General features: G+C 69.6%; 16 protein-coding genes. 3 read left to right on the top strand and 13 right to left on the bottom strand.

Annotation, left to right across the window (positions count from 1 at the left end):
• The 9 genes from J7528_RS10835 to J7528_RS10795 all read right to left on the bottom strand — a co-directional run bounded on the left by J7528_RS10835 (position 1) and on the right by J7528_RS10795 (position 10,175).
• Positions 1-1,980 (bottom strand): TonB-dependent receptor plug domain-containing protein, encoded by a 1,980-nt coding sequence (locus J7528_RS10835; protein WP_291873909.1) that lies wholly within the window; start codon positions 1,978-1,980, stop codon positions 1-3.
• Positions 1,981-2,035: 55 nt separating this feature from the next.
• Positions 2,036-3,454: an efflux transporter outer membrane subunit gene (locus tag J7528_RS10830; RefSeq protein WP_291873906.1), complete on the bottom strand. Its 1,419-nt coding sequence runs from the start codon at positions 3,452-3,454 to the stop codon at positions 2,036-2,038.
• Positions 3,451-4,308 (bottom strand): efflux RND transporter periplasmic adaptor subunit, encoded by an 858-nt coding sequence (locus J7528_RS10825; RefSeq protein ID WP_291873903.1) that lies wholly within the window; start codon positions 4,306-4,308, stop codon positions 3,451-3,453. The genes J7528_RS10830 and J7528_RS10825 overlap by 4 nt, the downstream gene beginning before the upstream one ends.
• A 26-nt stretch (positions 4,309-4,334) precedes the next feature.
• Positions 4,335-4,544, bottom strand: a complete 210-nt coding sequence (locus J7528_RS10820) for a DUF1656 domain-containing protein (RefSeq protein ID WP_291873900.1) — start codon at positions 4,542-4,544, stop codon at positions 4,335-4,337.
• Positions 4,541-6,559 carry an FUSC family protein gene (locus J7528_RS10815; protein ID WP_291873897.1) on the bottom strand — a complete coding sequence of 673 codons (2,019 nt, stop codon included), beginning with the start codon at positions 6,557-6,559 and terminating at the stop codon, positions 4,541-4,543. The genes J7528_RS10820 and J7528_RS10815 overlap by 4 nt, the downstream gene beginning before the upstream one ends.
• A gap of 6 nt (positions 6,560-6,565) precedes the next feature.
• Positions 6,566-7,024 carry a MarR family transcriptional regulator gene (locus tag J7528_RS10810; RefSeq protein WP_291873894.1) on the bottom strand — a complete coding sequence of 153 codons (459 nt, stop codon included), beginning with the start codon at positions 7,022-7,024 and terminating at the stop codon, positions 6,566-6,568.
• 90 nt (positions 7,025-7,114) lie between these two features.
• Positions 7,115-8,119 carry a purine nucleoside permease gene (locus J7528_RS10805; protein WP_291873892.1) on the bottom strand — a complete coding sequence of 335 codons (1,005 nt, stop codon included), beginning with the start codon at positions 8,117-8,119 and terminating at the stop codon, positions 7,115-7,117.
• Positions 8,120-8,217: 98 nt separating this feature from the next.
• Positions 8,218-9,081, bottom strand: coding sequence for a dienelactone hydrolase family protein (locus tag J7528_RS10800; RefSeq protein ID WP_291873890.1), 864 nt, complete (start codon positions 9,079-9,081; stop codon positions 8,218-8,220).
• A gap of 65 nt (positions 9,082-9,146) precedes the next feature.
• Positions 9,147-10,175, bottom strand: a complete 1,029-nt coding sequence (locus tag J7528_RS10795) for a N(4)-(beta-N-acetylglucosaminyl)-L-asparaginase (RefSeq protein ID WP_291873888.1) — start codon at positions 10,173-10,175, stop codon at positions 9,147-9,149.
• 54 nt (positions 10,176-10,229) lie between these two features.
• Here J7528_RS10795 and J7528_RS10790 point away from each other — a divergent pair, with 54 nt between their 5' ends.
• The gene (locus tag J7528_RS10790; protein ID WP_291873886.1) at positions 10,230-10,967 is read left to right on the top strand and encodes a copper homeostasis protein CutC; all 738 of its coding nucleotides are present in this window, start codon (positions 10,230-10,232) and stop codon (positions 10,965-10,967) included.
• A 4-nt stretch (positions 10,968-10,971) separates the two neighbouring features.
• Here J7528_RS10790 and pelA read toward each other — a convergent pair whose 3' ends face one another.
• From pelA to J7528_RS10770, 4 genes are all read right to left on the bottom strand, one after another.
• Positions 10,972-12,267, bottom strand: coding sequence for a pectate lyase (pelA, locus tag J7528_RS10785; protein WP_291873883.1), 1,296 nt, complete (start codon positions 12,265-12,267; stop codon positions 10,972-10,974).
• A gap of 223 nt (positions 12,268-12,490) precedes the next feature.
• Complete coding sequence (locus J7528_RS10780; RefSeq protein WP_291873880.1) at positions 12,491-13,654, bottom strand: glutathionylspermidine synthase family protein; 1,164 nt, start codon at positions 13,652-13,654, stop codon at positions 12,491-12,493.
• Positions 13,654-14,412 carry a PspA/IM30 family protein gene (locus J7528_RS10775; protein WP_291873878.1) on the bottom strand — a complete coding sequence of 253 codons (759 nt, stop codon included), beginning with the start codon at positions 14,410-14,412 and terminating at the stop codon, positions 13,654-13,656. Before J7528_RS10775 ends, J7528_RS10780 begins: the two co-directional genes overlap by 1 nt.
• A gap of 24 nt (positions 14,413-14,436) precedes the next feature.
• Positions 14,437-15,108, bottom strand: coding sequence for a YjfI family protein (locus J7528_RS10770; RefSeq protein ID WP_291873875.1), 672 nt, complete (start codon positions 15,106-15,108; stop codon positions 14,437-14,439).
• 156 nt (positions 15,109-15,264) lie between these two features.
• Here J7528_RS10770 and J7528_RS10765 point away from each other — a divergent pair, with 156 nt between their 5' ends.
• Both J7528_RS10765 and J7528_RS10760 read left to right on the top strand, forming a co-directional pair.
• Entirely contained in the window at positions 15,265-15,909 is a 645-nt protein-coding gene (locus tag J7528_RS10765; RefSeq protein ID WP_291873873.1) for a YjfK family protein, read from the top strand.
• Positions 15,909-16,340: a DUF350 domain-containing protein gene (locus J7528_RS10760; protein ID WP_291873870.1), complete on the top strand. Its 432-nt coding sequence runs from the start codon at positions 15,909-15,911 to the stop codon at positions 16,338-16,340. The genes J7528_RS10765 and J7528_RS10760 overlap by 1 nt, the downstream gene beginning before the upstream one ends.
• Positions 16,341-16,351 lie beyond the last annotated feature (11 nt).

Genomic DNA, 16,351 nt, shown 5'->3' with positions numbered 1-16,351 from the left:
TCAGCGCCTTAAAGCAAAGCCGACATAGACTGTGCGTGGTGCGGAGAAGCTGGTGACGCCATCTGCCGTCTGGCCCACCGCGAGGTTGGCGTCGAAGGCGTTGTCGGCGGCCAGATAGACCTCCGAGGTCGGCGACAACGCCCAGCCGGCGCGCAGGTCGACACCCGTGCCGGCCTTCAGGGGCCGCAGGTTCAGGTCGTCCTCGTAGCGCTTGCTCTCGTAGCGCAGGTCGGCGTCGAGGCTCAGGCGGTCGACCGGCTTCCAGCGCAGGCCGGCCGTGACGGTCAGGGCCGGCGCCTGGGCGGGCCGTTTGCCGTCCAGCTGGGCCACGGCGCCGCTGCCCTCGACCTGGGCGTGGGTCGCCGAGAAGGCCGCGCGAACGGTCCAGGCCGGCGAGAGGTCGGCGGCGACATCGCCTTCCAGGCCATAGGCGTTGATCTCACCGGCGTTCTGCCGCTGGCGCAGCACGCCGCCGGCCGGGATGAAGCCGGCGATCGGGAAGGTCCCCGGGCCGATGCCGATCGTGACGTTGGTGATCGGGTCTTGGACCTGGTTGTAGAAGGCGCCGAGATTCCAGCGCACGGTCCCCTCGCCCGCCAGGCCCGCCTCGACGCCATACAGGGTCTCGGGCTTCAGAGCGGCGTTGGACTCGGTGACATCGTTGCCGACCCGGAACGGGCGGTGCAGTTCGTTCAACGTCGGGGGCCGGAAGCCGGCATAGGCCGCCGCGCGCAGCCAGGTCTCGCCCGATAGCCGCTGGCGCACGCCCACCCGCGCGGTCGGGGTCGTCCCAGAGGCGTTGGCCGGCGGCGCATCCAGGGTCAGGGCGCCCGTCGCCGTGTCCCGCTCGCGCCGCACGCCGCCGTACGAGCGCCAGCCGTCCAGCCGCGCCCCCGCGACCAGGATGAAGTCCGGCCGGCTCCAGGCGGTCTCACCATAGATCCCGCCCACCAGGGTCCGGCCGCCGGCCGTGCGCTGACGGGTGAAGGTCCCGGCCATGTAGCGAAAGAGCTCGTTGGTCCGCCCCTCGGTCGCCCGGACGTCGCCGCCCAGCTCCCACGTCCACTCGCCCAGCGCGCCCTGCCAGGCGGCGTTGAGGCCGTAGCCGCTGGAAGGGGTCGAGTATTGGTCGTTGGCCGGGGTCGTGCCGGTGCGCCCGGCTGCGACGGCGGCGGAGGTGTTCTCCAGGTCGCTGCTCCGCGCCCAGGCCTGCAAGCGCCAGGTGTCGGTCGCCAGGGTCACGGCCAGCGAGCTCCCGGTGGCATTGGACTTGGCGCCGAACAGCCCCGCGCCGCGCTTTTCCTGGAAGGTCCCAACCCGCGCCGCCCAGCGCACGCCGCCGGCCTCGCCCTGCACCCGCGCGGCGATCGAGCCGTCCTCCAGGGTGGTCGGAACATCGGCCGCGCCCGCCGCCGAGCCGCGTACGGGCCGATAGCCGTCGGTGCGCGAACCGCTGGCGGTCAACAGCAGGTGGTCGGTCCCAAAGGTCCCCGCCGCGCGCCAGCCGTTCCGCTCCCTCGCCTCGGCCGTGAAACTGCTCAGGCCGCCGCCCGTCGCCCGTTCGCGCAGAGCCACCACGCCGGTCAGAGCGCCGGCCCCGTAGGGCCCCGCCCCGGCGCCGCGCACGATCGTCGCGCCGGACAGGCCCTCGCCCGGCAAGGCGGTCCAGATCACCCAGCCGCCGAACGGATCATTCTGAGGCGCGCCGTCCAGCGTCACCAAAGCCCGGCCCGCGCCCGAGGGCGCGACGGCGCGTAGCGACAGTCCCTGGATGGTCGGGTTGGCCGCGTCGCTGCCGGTGCGGCGAAACAGCGAGACGCCCGGCGTAGTCTTCAAGACGTCGTCCAGCCGCGCCTGCGCGCCCAATTCGGCCGCATCGTAGTAGGCGGTGGAGAAGACGTCCTGTCCGGGCAGCGGCAACAGCCTGGGCGCCTCCACGACGACGGCGGAAACCGGGGGCGGCGGGGCGTCAAGCGGCACGGGCGAACTCTACTTTGGCGAAAGGCTATGCTTAGCCCAAAGCCGCGGGTCGCCGCTATCGTTCCCAGCCACCGCCCAGGGCCAGGAACAGGTTGACCTGATCGGCCGCCACCTGACTGTCTGTCGCCGCCAGTTGAGCCTCGGCGCTGGCGAGCGTGCGTTGGGCGTCCAGGCCCGCCAGATACGGGCTCTTGCCGGCGCGATAGAGGCGCTGAGCCTGGCTCTCGGCCAGCTGGGCCTGGTCGCGGGCGGCCTGCAGGGCGGCTTGCCGCTGCAGGTCGTGGGCGTAGGTGTCCAGGCTGGTCTCGGTCTCGCGCAGGGCCGTCAGCACCACGCCGTCGAACTTGGCCAGCGCGCCATCCGCCCCCGCCTCGGCCTGACGGATCCTCGCCCGCTCGCCCTCGCCCGGTAGGGTCCAGGTGATCAGCGAGGTCAGGCCCCAGCGGTTGGCCGGCGTCGTGCCGATGTCCGCGAGCAGGCCCGTAGAGCCGGCGCCCGCGCCCAGGGTGATGTTCGGATAGAGCGCCGCCGTCGCGACGCCGATCCGGGCGGTGGCGCCGGCCAGGGTCCGCTCGGCCTGGCGCACGTCGGGACGGCGCTTCAGCAGGGCCGCGCCGTCGCCGACCGGGATCGGACGGGTCAGGGTCGGCGGCGCGACGCAGGCCTCGACCGCCTGGGGGAACTCGGCCGGCGGCTTGCCGGTGAGCGTGGCCAGCTTGTACAGCGCCGCGCGGCGGCGGCTCTGGTAGGTCGGCAGGCTGGCGCGCGACAGGTCCAGCTGGGCCTGGGCGCGGGTGACGTCCACGGCCGTGCCGCGACCCGCCTTTACCAGCTTGCGGGTGACGTCCAGGCTGCGGGTCTGGAGATCCACCGCGCGCTGCGCCACCGCCAGCTCATGGCCATTGGCGCAGGCCTCGACATAGGCCCGGGCGACGTCGGCGGCGACGCTGACGCGGGCCAGGTCCAGCGCGGCCTGCGAGGCCTCGGCGTCGGCATGGGCGGCCTCGGAGGCGCGTTTCAGGCGGCCGACCAGGTCGATCTGGTAGCTGACCTTGACCCCGACATCGGCCAGGTTCTCGACCGGCAGCTGTTCGGCCTTGAGGAACTGCTCGCCGGACTCTCTGGAGTGCATGGCGGCGGCCGAAGCCCCGACCTTGAAGCCGCCCGCGTCGTCGGCTTCACCGGCAATGGCCTGCGAACGCGCCAGGTTGGCGGCGGCGACGCGCAGGTCGGTGTTGGCGTCCAGGGCTTCCTCGACCAAGCCGTTCAGGACGGGGTCGTCATAGAGCTTCCACCAGCCGGTCGGGACCGGGTCCTGGCTGACGGCCTTCGAGGTCGCGCCCAGGAACGGGCCCTGCGCGGTCGGGGCGTTGATCTTGGCTTGCTCCGGCAGCTTGTAGTCCGGGCCGACGGTCGTGCAGGCGGTCAGGGCCAGCAGCGAGGCCGCGACCGCCAGGGTTTTCAGCGGGCTCATCGACCCGCTCCCACCACCGCGACCGTGGCGGTGCGGCCGGCGATCAGGCGCAGGTCGCGCGGCGTCTGGTCCAGGGCCACGCGCACCGGCACCCGCTGGGCCAGGCGCACCCAGCTGAAGGTCGGGTTGACGTTGGGTAGCATGTTGCCGCTGGCGGCGCGGTCGCGGTCCTCGATGCCGGCGGCGATCGACTGGATGTGGCCCTTCAGCGCCTTGTCCTCGCCCATAACCTTGACGCTGACCGGCTGGCCGATGCGCAGACCCGACAGCTTGGTCTCCTCGAAATAGCCCTCGACGCGGAACGAGCGGCTGTCGATAAGGGCCAGCACCGGCTTGCCGGCGGTGACGTAGTCGCCGGTGCGCAGGGTCAGGTCCGACAGGAAGCCGTCGGTCGGGGCCAGCACCACGGTGCGCTTCAGGTTCAGCGCTGCGACGTCCCGGGCCGCGATGGCTTGGTCCAGGGCCGCGAGGCTGAGCTCGACCTTGGACTGGCTCTGCTCGGTGACCTCGGCGGCGACCAGGTCGCCCAGGGCGCGGTTGCGGGTGAGCTCGCGGCGAGCCTGGGCGAGGCCTGCGCGCTGGGCCTCGACGGCCGCATCAGCCTGGCGCAGGGCCAGGGCGTAGCGCTCGCGGTCGACATAGAACAGCGGCTGGCCGGCCTTGACCGTCTGGTCGTTGGCGGCTTCGACGCGGGTGACCAGGCCCGACACGTCGGGGGCCACCTGCACCACGTCGGCGCGGACCCGGCCGTCGCGGGTCCAGGGGTCGACCTGGTAGTGGGTCCACAGCGCCTTGCCGCCGACCAGGGCGGCGATGACGACGGCGCCGGTGACGGCGACGCGGGCGGTGGTCATGAGGGCGGATTTCAGCGAGGGCATGGCTAGAACTTCAAGGGCGAAGGGACCGTCACGACGGCGGCCCAGAGGATGACGAACAGGGCGGTATCGAAGAGCGCCGGATGCCAGACGAAGCGATAGGCTCCGACTTTCGACAGGGCGCGACGCAGCACGAATGAGGCGGCCAGGGCGATCACCGCCGAGACCAGGACGGACGACAGGAAGACCCCGTCGATATTGAGCTCGCCGGTCATCGGGCGATCTCCGGAACGAAGGCGGGTGCCTCCGGGAACAGGTTGCGGCGCAGGCCGACCAGGCCGGAGACGCCTTGGACGGCCGAGGCGGCGGGGGCGATCGACAAGCTGCGCAGGGCCGCGTCGACGCGGGTCAACAGGTCCTCGCCGGGCTTGCGGGTCTGGCCGGCGGCCAGGGCGGCGAAGTGGTCGCCGACGCCGTCGAGCGCGGCGTCCAGGCGGTCCTTGCCCTCGGGCGGCAGGTCGGGGCGAGCGGCCTGGACGGCGACCAGGTTCATGCCGACCCGCAGGTCGCGCAGGGCGTCGACGCCGACGAAGTCGTGGCGCTCTCCGGCCTGGGCCAGCTTGGGCGTCAGCATGCCCAGCCGGTCGACCAGGATGGCGGCGAAGGCGGCGGGCTCGGGCGCCTGGCGGGCGCGGGCCAGGCGCGCCAGGCCCTTCCAGGTGCGGACCAGCAGGCGCCGGGCGCTGGCGTCCACGCCCATCGAACGCAGGCCGGCCGTGACCATGATCGCGAACAGCAGCCCGACGAACTGGCCCAGATTGCCGTTCAGGAACCCGGCGAAGTCGGCGCTGAAGGTCTCTTGCAGGGCCATGGCGTTGCAGAAGCCCATCAGCACGGCCAGGCCCGCGCCCATGGTCGCGGGGTTGGGGATGTAGAGGCCCAGGAACAGCAGCGGCGGCGCCATGACCAGCAACAACATCGGGAAGCCGTCGATGCTGGGCAGGATGGCGAACATGTAGAGCGCCGACAGCGGCAGCGAGACCAGAGTGAACAGGCCGAAGTTCTTGATGGCCGGCACGGGGTCGTCCATCGCCGCGAAGAAGCAGCAGAACACCGCCGCCATCACCGGCGCAGCCGCCCCGTCGCCCCAGCCGGCCAGGATCCAGGCGGCGCAGGACAGCAAGATAGCGATGGCCGCCGCGCCGCCCGACAGCAGGGCCAGCGGCAGGTCGGCGTGCATGGGGCGCAGGCCCTTGGCGCGGGTCGTGGCCTCCAAGCCGGCCGACAGCGGCGCATCCGGATTGTAGAGCCGAGCCAGCAGGGCGTGCCCCTCGGCCAGGGCGCGGACGGCTTCGGCCAGGCGCACCAGCAGGCTCTCGATCAGCAGGCTGTCCCAGCCCGCGCCGCGACGACGGGCGGCCAGGTCCTGCAGGCGCTCGATCAAGTCGAGACCTTCGTCGCGCGGCGAGCCGGCCTCGATCCAGGCGACCACCGTGTTGAGGGCGGCGCGGACGCGGTCGTCGCGCACTTCACGCAGGGCCTGCATGCGATCGGCGAGACCGGAGAGCAGCGGGATCAGCAGCAGCATGCGCTCGTGCAGGGCGCGGACGACGCCGGTCGTTTCGCGCAGGCGCGAGGTGTCGAACGGCAGATGGACGGCCAGCATCTGGATCTCGCTGGCGGCGGCAGCCAGGTGACGGCGGTCGCGGGCGATGGCCTCGGCATCCTCGCCGCGCAGCACGTCCAGCGCCCAGCGGTCGGCCTCGCCCAGCCAGGTCTTCAGGCGGAAACGCAGCACCGTGCCGACCGGGCGCGGGAACACCAGACTATGCACCAGGGTGGCGCAGAGGATCCCTAAGCCAATCTCGATCACTCGCGAGACGGCGACGTCGAAGATCGCGGCGGGCTGGGAGACGCTGGGAAAGCCGATGATCGCGGCGGTGTAGCCGGCCAGCATCAGCACATAGCTGCGCGGTGTACGGTCCAGCAGCGAAATGGTCAGACAGCCGCCGACCCACAGGGCCAGGGCCAGCGACAGCAGCCACGGGGCGTTGACTAGGTTCGGGACCAGGGCCACGGCGGCCATGGCGCCCAGGATCGTGCCCAGCACCCGATAGACGGCCTTGGAGCGCACGGCCCCGGCCAGCGGCTGGCTGACGATATAGGCGGTGGTCATCGCCCAGTAGGGGCGCGGCAGGCCCAGGGCGAAACCGATATAGAGGGCCAGCATCGCCGCCGCGAAACTGTTCACCGAGAACAGCAGCGTATGCCGATCGAACTTCGGAAGCATGGGAGGCTAGACCCCCTGCCCAGCCGCCGCGTCCAGGGCGGCCTCGAAGGCCGCGAAGGTCCGCACAGCGGCCTGAAGGTCTGCGTCGCTGACGCCGATCAGCATCTGGGCGCGGACGACCTGGACGGCGTCCTCGACGACCTCGGCCAGGGCCTGGCCCTCGTCGGTCAGGTGCAAGGTCTTGGCGCGCTTGTCGGACGGGTCGTCACGGCGCTCGACCAGGCCCGCCTGGGCCAGCTGATCCAGGATGCGGACCAGCGACGGCCCTTCCACCCCGATCTCCTCGGCCAGCGCGCCCTGGCGCATGCCGCCGCCCGCGCGGGCGATGTGCAGCACCGGCAGCGCCTTGGCGTCCGAGATGCCATGGGCGGCCAGGGCGCGGTTGACTTCCTTGCGGTAGACCCGCGCCAGGCGCAGCAGGGCGCCGGCGAAGGCGCGTTCATCGAGGGTGCGAGCGGAGGTCATGGAACGGCGATCTTTTTAAATAGGTAGCTTCCTATCTAAATTAGATAGCATCCTACCTATCTTTCCGCAAGAGCGGCGCCGTGAAACGATTCAGAGCGGCGGCGGACCGTCCAGCCACTGCGCCCAGTCGGCGACGATGTGGTCGACGACCCGCGATCCGACCGCGCCGATATTGGCGACGGTCTCGGCGAAGCCGCCGGCCGTCTGGCCCGGCGCGGGGTCCAGGTGCTGCAGGGTCGTTTCCCCCGGCGCACCCTGGTCGAAATTGACCGCGCCGCGCAGGCTCAGGATGCGCCCCGTTCCCCACTGGCGCTTGATCACCAGGGCCAGGGCGGCGGCTTCCATCTCGGTGATCACATAGTCGTCGGCGCCGTAGAGCTTGGCGATGTACTGCGCCTGTTTCGACAGGCCCGGACCGTGGAAGAAGGTGTCGCCGGTCATGTGCGTGCCGACCATGACCGACGGGGCCGAGCGCGCCCTCGCGTCGGCATACCGCATGCGGTAGCGGCGGGCGTCTTCGCTGTCCTGCATCGGTGCGCCCTGGGACAGGCGCACCGCCCAGCCGACCAGGGTCGGATCCAGCTTGAAGCGGCGATACTCCTCATAGCCGGCGCGCGGCATGAAGGTCGGCGCGCCGGGCGTGTTCTCCTCCGGCGCCCAGCGATGGCCCAGATCGTAGTCGACCAGCCAGGTGGCCCAGGAGACATCGCCGATCGTCCCGCGCGACGGCGGCGTGCCGCCGACGCCGCTGAGGATGAAATAGGCCTGTGAGAAGTCGTAGGCCGGATCCAGCAGAATGGCCTGCATCGAGGCCGACGCATTGACCTTGCCCATGCCCAGGGTCGAGCCGCAGACGCCGTCGGCGTTGCAGTAGACGGGCTTCAGGGCGCCCTTCACGGGCTTTGCAGCGCTCTGGCGCCAGTAGCGCTCATACCAGGGCTGGAACTCGCCGGCGCGGTCGCCGGTGTTCTCGCCGATCTCGAACATGGCGGCCACGAAGACCTTGACCTTGATCGGCGTCGCGGGCTGCGCCTGAGCCGCACCCGCAAAGGCCAATAGGGCGAAGACGGCGGCCAGTTTCAGTCGAGTGATCATGGCTGAACGCTATCAACCTTCGAGGCTGATTTGCCGAAGGCCCGCGCCATCGAAGACGCGGGCCTTCCCGTCATTGCTCGATTTCGATGCGTCGCGCTCTAGCCCAGCGCCTTCTTGTACAGCGCCAGCAGGTTGGCCCAGGCCGTCTCGGCAGCGGCCTCGTTGTAGACTTGGCTGCCTTTCACCGTCCAACCGTGGGCCGCGCCGGCGAAGACCTCGACCTGGGCCGGGCGCTTGGCCTCGGCGAAGGCGGCCTTTAGCTTGTCCTTCACGTCCGGTTCCTTCTGGTCGTCGTTGTCGGCGACCTCGATCAGGTACGAGGCGTGGGTCTTGGGGATCAGCAGGTGCGGGCTGTCGGCGTCGGCCGTGACCAGCCCGCCGCCATGGAAGGTGGCCACAGCGCCGATCCGGCCGGGGGCCGCGGCGGCGGTGCGGAACGACAGCGGGCCGCCCATGCAGTAGCCCTGCACGCCGATCTTCTTGCCCTTGTCGGTCTGGGGCTGGGCATCCAGGAACGCGACATAGGCCTCGGCGTCCTTGAAGGTGCCGGCCGGGGTCACCGAGGCGCGCATCGGCGTCAGCTTGGCGCGGTCGTCGGGGTTGGCGAAATTGAACGTCCCCTCGATCACCGGTGCCTTCTTGACCCGGTAATAGAGGTTGGGGACCAGCACCACATAGCCGGCCGAGGCCAGACGGCGGCCCATGTCGCGGAACACCGGACGCAGGCTCATGACGTCGGGCCACAGCAGAACGGCCGGGTATTTGCCCTTGGCCTTCGGATAGAACAGCGCCGCGTCGGCGACGCCGTCGGCGGTCTTCACCTCGACGTCCTTCTCCTCGACGGTGTCGTCGGCGCGGGCGACCGAGGCGACGCCGGTGGCCGCCACCGTCAGCAGGCCGAAGGCGCGGCGCGAAAGGCGGGGGTCGTGCACGAGGCCGGGATGGATGTCGTCATCGCACATGGCGGTCTCCTCCTGAGGTTTTGGAGCGGCACGCTATAACCGCGTTATGCGGACGCCCACCCTTTTTACGAAGCGACTTGGTACGTCGCCTTCCCCGGCAGCAGCAGGTCCTGCTTCTTGCCGTCGCACAGGGCGTAGCTGAAGCCGCTCTGGATCGCCCAGGCCCCGACCTCGCCCTTCTTGTTCACCGCCAGGAAGCCGACCTGGATGTCCTTGGCCTGCGGCTTTTTCTTCAGGATCCGCTCGACGGCCTCGCGGCAGGCGGCCTCGGGCGAGCGGCCCTGGCGCATCAGCTCCACGACCAGGAAGCTGCCGACATTGCGGATCACTTCTTCACCGACGCCGGTCGAGGTGGCGCCGCCGACCTCGTTGTCGACATACAGGCCCGCGCCGATGATCGGGCTGTCCCCTACCCGGCCGCGCATCTTCCAGGCCATGCCGCTGGTGGTGCAGGCGCCGGCGATATTGCCCTTGGCGTCGATGGCCAGCATGCCGATGGTGTCGTGGTTGTTCGCCCCGCCCGGCGTGCCGAGCTGGCCCGTGGTCTTGCCGTAGTCGCCGACCTCGCTGTTGGCCTTGGGCGCGTACTTGGCGTCCTTCTTCCAGGCCTCCCAGGCGACCTTGGATTCGGGGGTCAGCAGTTCCTCGTACTGGAAGCCCTGCTCGATCGCGAACTGCAGGGCTCCGGCCCCGACCAGCATCACATGCGGGGTCTTCTCCATCACCCGGCGGGCGACCGAGATCGGGTGGGCGATGTGCTCCAGCGCCGCGACGGAGCCGCAGTTGCCCAGCTCGTCCATGATGCAGGCGTCCAGCGAGACATGGCCGTCTCGGTCGGGATAGCCGGCCCGGCCGACGCTGTGGTTCTTCAGGTCCTGCTCGGGAATCCGCGCGCCGGCCTCCACCGCGTCCAGCGCGCGACCGCCCTTGGACAAAACCGCCCAGGCGGCCTGGTTGGCGGCGACGCCGAAGTCCCAGGTGGAGATCACGCACGGCCCATCCAGCTTGGTGATGGTCTCGCCAGCTGACGCCTTGCCGCTCAACAACGCCGATCCGGCCAGGGACGCGCCGATCAGGCCTCTACGATTCAACATCCGTGTGCTCCAAGAAGACCGCGCTGATTCCCTAGCATGACCTGGAAAGACACGATGGCCGCTGATCGCATCCTTCTAGAAGTCTGTGTCGATACGCCCGCCGGATTGGCGGCGGCGATCGCGGGCGGCGCGGATCGGATCGAACTTTGCGCGGCGCTGGGCCTGCAGGGCCTGACCCCCGCTCCCGGCCTGATGGCGCTAGCCGCCGAGGCGCCGCTCCCGATCTATCCGATGATCCGCCCGCGCAACGGCGACTTCTGCTTCGACGCCCGCGACCTGGACGTCATGCGCCGCGACATCGACGCGGTACGGGGCTACGGCCTCGCGGGCGTGGCGATCGGCGCCAACCGCCCGGATGGCGAGCTGGATGTCGAGGCGCTGACCATGCTGGCCAAGCACTGCGAAGGCATGGGCATGACTCTGCACCGCTCGTTCGACTTCGTGGCCGATCAGGCCGCGTCGCTGGAGATCGCGGTCGAATTGGGCTTCGAGCGCGTGCTGACCTCGGGCGGCGCCCTGACGGCGCAGGCGGGGGCCGAGCAGATCGCCGCGCTGGTGAGCCAAGCCGGCGACCGCATCGCCATCCTGGCCGGCGCCGGCGTGCGGGCCAGCAACGTCGCCGAGCTGGTCCGCAAGACCGGCGTGCGCGAGGTGCACGGCTCGTTCGCCGGAACGCTGCCGGGCGCCGATCCCGCCTCGAAGCTCGGCGAGATGGGCTTCGTGCCGCCGGTGCTGCGGGACACGGACCAGGCGGCCGTGGCCGAGGCGGTCCGCATCCTGCGGTCGCTCTGAGGACCTACCCGGCCGGGTGGGTCTTGGCCCAGCCCTCGTACATCGTGATGGCCTTGGCCGGACCCGTGCCGAACCAGGCATAGCCGTTGCGGCGTTCCAGCGAGAGCTCGTTGGCGTCGTCGCGCAGGGTCTTGTCGCGCTCGCCGAAGACTGGCTTGCCGGCCGTGCTGTAATAGCGCGACCACAGCGGACCCGCGCCGGGCTGGTCGACCAGGCGGCGGCCTTCGGGATTGCCCTTCCCGCCAGTCCAGGCCTTGCCCATGATCGCCGCGCCCTTCAGCCAGGCCACGCCCGCGTGGACGGCGGTGATTTCAGCCGGCGTCGGGTCAGGCAGGCTCATCAGATAGGTCAGCAGGTCGGCGCTCTCGCCCGTCGACAGGGCCGGCGGCTCGAAGTTGCGGCCGGCGACCGGGGCCAGGGTGAACGGGTCGGCCTGCTGGCCCCAGATGGTCGGCTTGCCGTCGACCTTGATCTGCGAGGCGACGATGACCTGGCGGCCCTTCTTGGCGGCGACGCCGGCCTTGGCGCGTAGGTCGGCCGGGACGAAGGCGAACTCGGGCTTGGCCTCGGACACCTCGGTCAGCAGGTCGGCGGCCTCGGAGACGGCGTTGTCGTTGAAGGTGACGGCGTCGTGATAGCCGCCTTCCAGCGGCCAGACCTGCGGCCAGCCGCCATTCGGGAACTGGGCGTTCAGCAGATAATGCACGCCCTTCAGGAAGCTGGTCCGATAGGCCTCGCCATCCTTGCCCGACGCCAGGGCGACCTTGGCCAGGAAGCGCAGCTCGGTGATGGTGGCGTTGTTGTCCAGCGTGCCGACATAGCCCCACTTGGGGTCGCGGGCGGCGTCGAAGTCGTTCTCGGTCAGGTACTTGGAATTGTTGTCCGAGGCGTAAGGCTGGCCCGGCAGACGCAGGGCGCCGGTGCGGTCCTGGTTCTTGCTCCAGCCGCCGGCTGGGGTCTGGAAGCTGACGATGACGTCGGCGACGTGGCGCGCCTCGGGCGAGGCGTACCAGGCCGCGTCCTTGTTCAGCGGCATGCCGCCGTCGCCATGTCCGGTCGGGGGCGAAGGCGGCGCGGTCTCACCCGGCTTCAGTTCGGCGGCCAGGGCGGCGCGGTCGGCCTTCTCCTGGGCGTCCGAACGCGCGAGATAGGCCTTCCACGCCGGTTGCTGGGCGGCCGGCAGCTGCGCGATCCGCGCGGCGGTGATTGGCTGGGCCGGGACGTTGGTGCCGATGACGCTGGCGAAGGCCGGCGCGGCCAGCAGGCTGAGGGCAAGGCCGAGGGCGGCTTGGCGGGTCATGCGGACGTCTCTCCCCGAAGGCGTCATTGTCGTTGAACGCCTTGATATCCGGGGAATGATACCGGTTTCCTACTGGGTTGAAACAGTACCCATCCCGATCTCCCCGGCGAAAGCCGGGGCCCAGATCGAACCCAGAGCATCAAGCAAGCTCACGGGGCGTCTCTCGGATCATACCCAGCCGCTCGGGCTGAATCTGGGCCCCGGCTTTCGCCGGGGAGACGGGTTAGGGTTCAATGATGTGCGGCACGAACCGCGAGCGGTCCCGCGTCACGCGGCCCCGATCCTCGCGCACGCCGATGCCGGCCGGCTGGTCGCCGATGACCCACGAGCCGACGACCGGATAGTTCACGCCGAACTTGGGCGGGGGCTTCAGTTCCTGGCGGATCCAGCCTTCCTCGCCATAGCCCTGGTCCAGCACCCGGCCCTTACGGCCATCCTTCCAGAGCTCGACGTTCGCGCCTTCCCGGCTGAACAGCGGCTTGCGGGCATAGCTCGAACCCAGCCGCTCGACCTTGGGGTCATCGTCGAAATAGGTCTCCAGCAGGTTCGGGTGACCCGGGTGGCGCTCCCACAAGAGCGGCAGCAGCGCCTTGTTCGACAGCACCGCCTTCCACGGCGGCTCCAGGAACAGGGTCTTGGATCCGGCGATGTTGGCCGCGTACGGCTCGCGCAGCATCTCTTCCCAGGGATGCAGCTTGAAGATCGCGCCGATGATGTAGTTGTCCTGGTCGACGAAGCGGCCGTCGGCGTCCAGGCCGATCTCCTCGATCGGCACGAACTTGGGCTCCAGGCCCGCCAGAGTCGCCATGTCCTCCAGGAACCGCACGGTCTGGCGGTCCTCGACGAAGTCGGGGACGCTGGCGAAATGGACAAAGCCGCCGTTCGGGAAGATCGCCTTGAACCGCTCGGCCAGCTGGTCGTGCAGGCTGTTGAACTGATCGGTGCTCTCGGGCAGCGCGCCGCGCTGGATCAGGTCTTCCAGCCACAGCCACTGGAACACGCCGGCCTCATAGATGCTGGTCGGGGTGTCGGCGTTGTATTCGTAGAGCTTGGGCGGCCCGGCCCCGTCGTAGAAGAAGTCGAAGCGGCCATAGAGCGAGGGATCACGCGCCTTCCACGAGGCGGCGACCACGTCGCGCGAGGCTTCCGGGATCTGCAGGCGCGCCATCAGGGCGTCGCTCTGCACCGCATCCTCGACCAGCTCCAGGCACAGCCTGTGCAGCGCCTCGGTCGCGGGCTCGATATGACCCTCGATCTGCTCGAGCGTGAAGGCATAGGCCGCCCGCTCGTCCCAATAGCGTCGGCCGTCGGCGTGGTGCCAGGTGAAGCCGACCGCCTCGGCCTTGGACTTCCAGTCCGACCGAGGCGTCAGGGTGAGACGGCGCATCAGGCGTCCGAACCGTCCCGAGCGACCTTCTGCTTGTCCTCGATGGCCAGCACCGGGGCAGGCAGAGCCTCGTCCTTCGGAGCCATCAGGCGGGCCAGCACGTCCTCGGCGCCGCCACCGCCCGGCAGGATGCCGGCGGCCGCGAGCTTGGCGTCCAGGTCAGCGCCGGTCCTGCGGTCCTCGGACTCGTTGTGCAGGCGGAACTGCTCCTCGCGGACCGACTGGCGCTCCTTGATGCGCTTGAGGCTATCGGCGGCCGAGCCGACGACGCCGCTGGCCGAGCCCGAGCGCGAGATGACGGCGGCTTGCGCCTTCTGGACGCTCTCATTGACCTTCACCATCTCGATCTCGCGGCGCAGGGCCTCGATCTTGACGTCGGTCTGCGAGATGACCGTGCGCATCTTCTCTTCGGCGGCGCGCAGCTCGTTCATCTGGCCCGACTTCTGGGTCGCGTCCTTTTCGAGGTCGGCGATCCGTTGAGCCACTTCCAGGGCCAGGGCCTGGTCGCCCTTGTTCATGGCCGCGCGGGCCGAGGACTCGTACTTGCGCGACTGATCAGTCAGCTGGCCGACCTCGGTCTCCAGGCTGCGGCGGCGGGCGACCAGCTTGGCCAGCTCGTCGCGGGCCTTGCCCTGGGCGTTGTCAGCGTCACGGATTTCCTGGTCCAGGATCCGCAAGGCGTTGGCGTCCACGATGGTCTGCGCGCCGTCATGCGCGGTCCCACGGAACAGGGCCGAGAGCTTGCTCCACATCGACATCAGAAAGTCTCCAGGTCCTGGTCTTTAGGCGGCCGCGACGCGGCTTTTTTCGAACGACTCACGCAGGTCGCTGGCGGCGGCGATGGCGTTGTCGGCCAGGGTGCGCAGCTCGATGACCAGCGTCTGCAAGGTAGTCTTGGACGAGATCTCGCCCATCAGCTCGTAATAGTCACGGCCTTCGACCGAGGTGATGCCGAAATTCGACAGCGGCACGATCTTCTGGGCCTTAAGCAGGAACTCGTTGAAGGCCGCGCGATCGTTCTGCTCGTCGCAGGGCCACAGCAGGGTCGAGACGACCAGTTGCAGCGCGCCGCCGCTGACATAGATCGGCAGGTCGCCGAACTCATGCATCACGACCTGCAGCACGGGCTCGACGCCCTCGACGACGGTGGCGGTCAGCTCGTCCTCGCGCACGAGGGCGCTTTCCACCAGCGCGTCGCGCAGGCTGTGGATCGTCCAGGCGGTGTCGATAACGGAGTCCATGTGTCTGACGCTCTTGGGGGGATGGGGGTTGGTCTTGAGGGCCGGCCCGCGCACCGATTCCACCACGATGGACTGGACGGCCGAAAGGATGTCGGACTTGCACGCCGCCGGGGCCCAGACTTCGATCTTCACGAAGCCGGCGACGCGGCGCGCCTCGCGCCACGCTCGGGTTCTTTCAGCGGCCTGGGCGCTTCGGGTCGGCTTTACCGGCATGCGTTACATGTACGCATAACATGTACGCTTGACAAGACGTCGTTCGACGGCATCCTGCGGCCGACTTCTCCTTAGGGCAAGCGCGCCTTGGGGTAGAGCCGGCATCCCCGTTCAGATAGGTATGCCGGCCAGGCATTTGAGGGCTCGCACAGCGCGATGTTCGGAAAACTTTTCGGCAGAAAAGAGGGCGCTCGCCCCGCCCTGCCCGTCATTCGCAACGTGACGATCGGCCGGACCGTGGTGCTGGACCCGCTGGCCTGGCGACGCCTGGGCGCCGAGACCAAGTTCGCACTCGACCGCGACACGCTGGAGATCACGGCCCAGGGTTTGATCCAGCTGAACGACGGCGCGTTCGTGCATCGCTTCTACACGGACGACGAGATCCTGTTCCAGGTCGTCTCGGACGATCGCGAGGGCCAGAAGGCCAACGACTTCACGATCTTCATGCCCTGGGCCAGCGAGTATCCGGCCGACCGCGCCGATCGCGAGCTGTGGAGCCGGCGCCTAAGCGCCCGCACGTTCCAGCCCGAGGGCCTGCCGCCCTACACTCGCCTGTGGTTCGGCGACGAGGCCGAGCAGCAGGATCCGGTGACGCTGTGGGAAGACGTCTATTACGACCGCGAGGCCGACCAACCTGATCGTCGCCTGTTCCAGACCGCCATGCTGTTCCATCGCGACCTCGCCGGCGGCGACGGGCGTGAGCTGCTGCTGGCCCTGACGCTGGAGCCGGAGGACAGCAAGGACGTCAGCCACGAGATGATGATCGGCCTGCCGTTGTCGGTGGGCGAATTCAAAGCTTGATGAGGGGCCAAAGCCAGATGTTCGACTTCAGCGCATTCCAGGACGGCGCGACGGCGTTCCTGCTGGCCTTCGTCGTGGCCGGCCTGTTCACCATCGCCTTCAAGTACATCTACCAGTGGGTAACGCCCTACAACGAGAAGGCCCTGATCCGCGAAGGCAACAACGCCGCCGCCATCGCCCTGGCCGGCGCCTTGATCGGCTACGCCCTGCCCCTGGCTTCGGCCTTGAGCCACACCGTAAGCCTGCTGGAGTTCGTCGCCTGGGCCACCGTGGCCGGCGTTGTCCAGATCGCCGCCTTCACCGGCGTGCGCCTGCTGGCTCTGCGCGACGTCAAGGCGCGGGTCGAGAACAACGAGACCTCCATCGGCGTCTATCTGGCCGGCATCTCGATCACGGTCGGCCTGCTGAACGCCGCCTGCATGACGTCGTGAGGACCTGAGAT

The sequence above is a fragment of the Caulobacter sp. genome (genome assembly GCF_017744445.1).
GTDB lineage: Bacteria > Pseudomonadota > Alphaproteobacteria > Caulobacterales > Caulobacteraceae > Caulobacter.
Note: the sequence above shows the minus strand (reverse complement) of the source record. Positions and strands in the feature narration are given on the sequence as shown.

What these genes read in the sequence shown, in the direction of transcription:
- J7528_RS10810 (WP_291873894.1), bottom strand. Translation starts at nt 7,024, where the DNA reads ATGACCTCCGCTCGCACCCTCGATGAACGCGCCTTCGCCGGCGCCCTG.
- J7528_RS10830 (WP_291873906.1), bottom strand. Translation starts at nt 3,454, where the DNA reads ATGAGCCCGCTGAAAACCCTGGCGGTCGCGGCCTCGCTGCTGGCCCTG.
- J7528_RS10780 (WP_291873880.1), bottom strand. Translation starts at nt 13,654, where the DNA reads ATGCGCCGTCTCACCCTGACGCCTCGGTCGGACTGGAAGTCCAAGGCC.
- J7528_RS10790 (WP_291873886.1), top strand. Translation starts at nt 10,230, where the DNA reads ATGGCCGCTGATCGCATCCTTCTAGAAGTCTGTGTCGATACGCCCGCC.
- J7528_RS10795 (WP_291873888.1), bottom strand. Translation starts at nt 10,175, where the DNA reads ATGTTGAATCGTAGAGGCCTGATCGGCGCGTCCCTGGCCGGATCGGCG.
- pelA (WP_291873883.1), bottom strand. Translation starts at nt 12,267, where the DNA reads ATGACCCGCCAAGCCGCCCTCGGCCTTGCCCTCAGCCTGCTGGCCGCG.
- J7528_RS10815 (WP_291873897.1), bottom strand. Translation starts at nt 6,559, where the DNA reads ATGCTTCCGAAGTTCGATCGGCATACGCTGCTGTTCTCGGTGAACAGT.
- J7528_RS10805 (WP_291873892.1), bottom strand. Translation starts at nt 8,119, where the DNA reads ATGATCACTCGACTGAAACTGGCCGCCGTCTTCGCCCTATTGGCCTTT.
- J7528_RS10765 (WP_291873873.1), top strand. Translation starts at nt 15,265, where the DNA reads ATGTTCGGAAAACTTTTCGGCAGAAAAGAGGGCGCTCGCCCCGCCCTG.
- J7528_RS10800 (WP_291873890.1), bottom strand. Translation starts at nt 9,081, where the DNA reads ATGTGCGATGACGACATCCATCCCGGCCTCGTGCACGACCCCCGCCTT.
- J7528_RS10775 (WP_291873878.1), bottom strand. Translation starts at nt 14,412, where the DNA reads ATGTCGATGTGGAGCAAGCTCTCGGCCCTGTTCCGTGGGACCGCGCAT.
- J7528_RS10760 (WP_291873870.1), top strand. Translation starts at nt 15,909, where the DNA reads ATGAGGGGCCAAAGCCAGATGTTCGACTTCAGCGCATTCCAGGACGGC.
- J7528_RS10770 (WP_291873875.1), bottom strand. Translation starts at nt 15,108, where the DNA reads ATGCCGGTAAAGCCGACCCGAAGCGCCCAGGCCGCTGAAAGAACCCGA.
- J7528_RS10820 (WP_291873900.1), bottom strand. Translation starts at nt 4,544, where the DNA reads ATGACCGGCGAGCTCAATATCGACGGGGTCTTCCTGTCGTCCGTCCTG.
- J7528_RS10825 (WP_291873903.1), bottom strand. Translation starts at nt 4,308, where the DNA reads ATGACCACCGCCCGCGTCGCCGTCACCGGCGCCGTCGTCATCGCCGCC.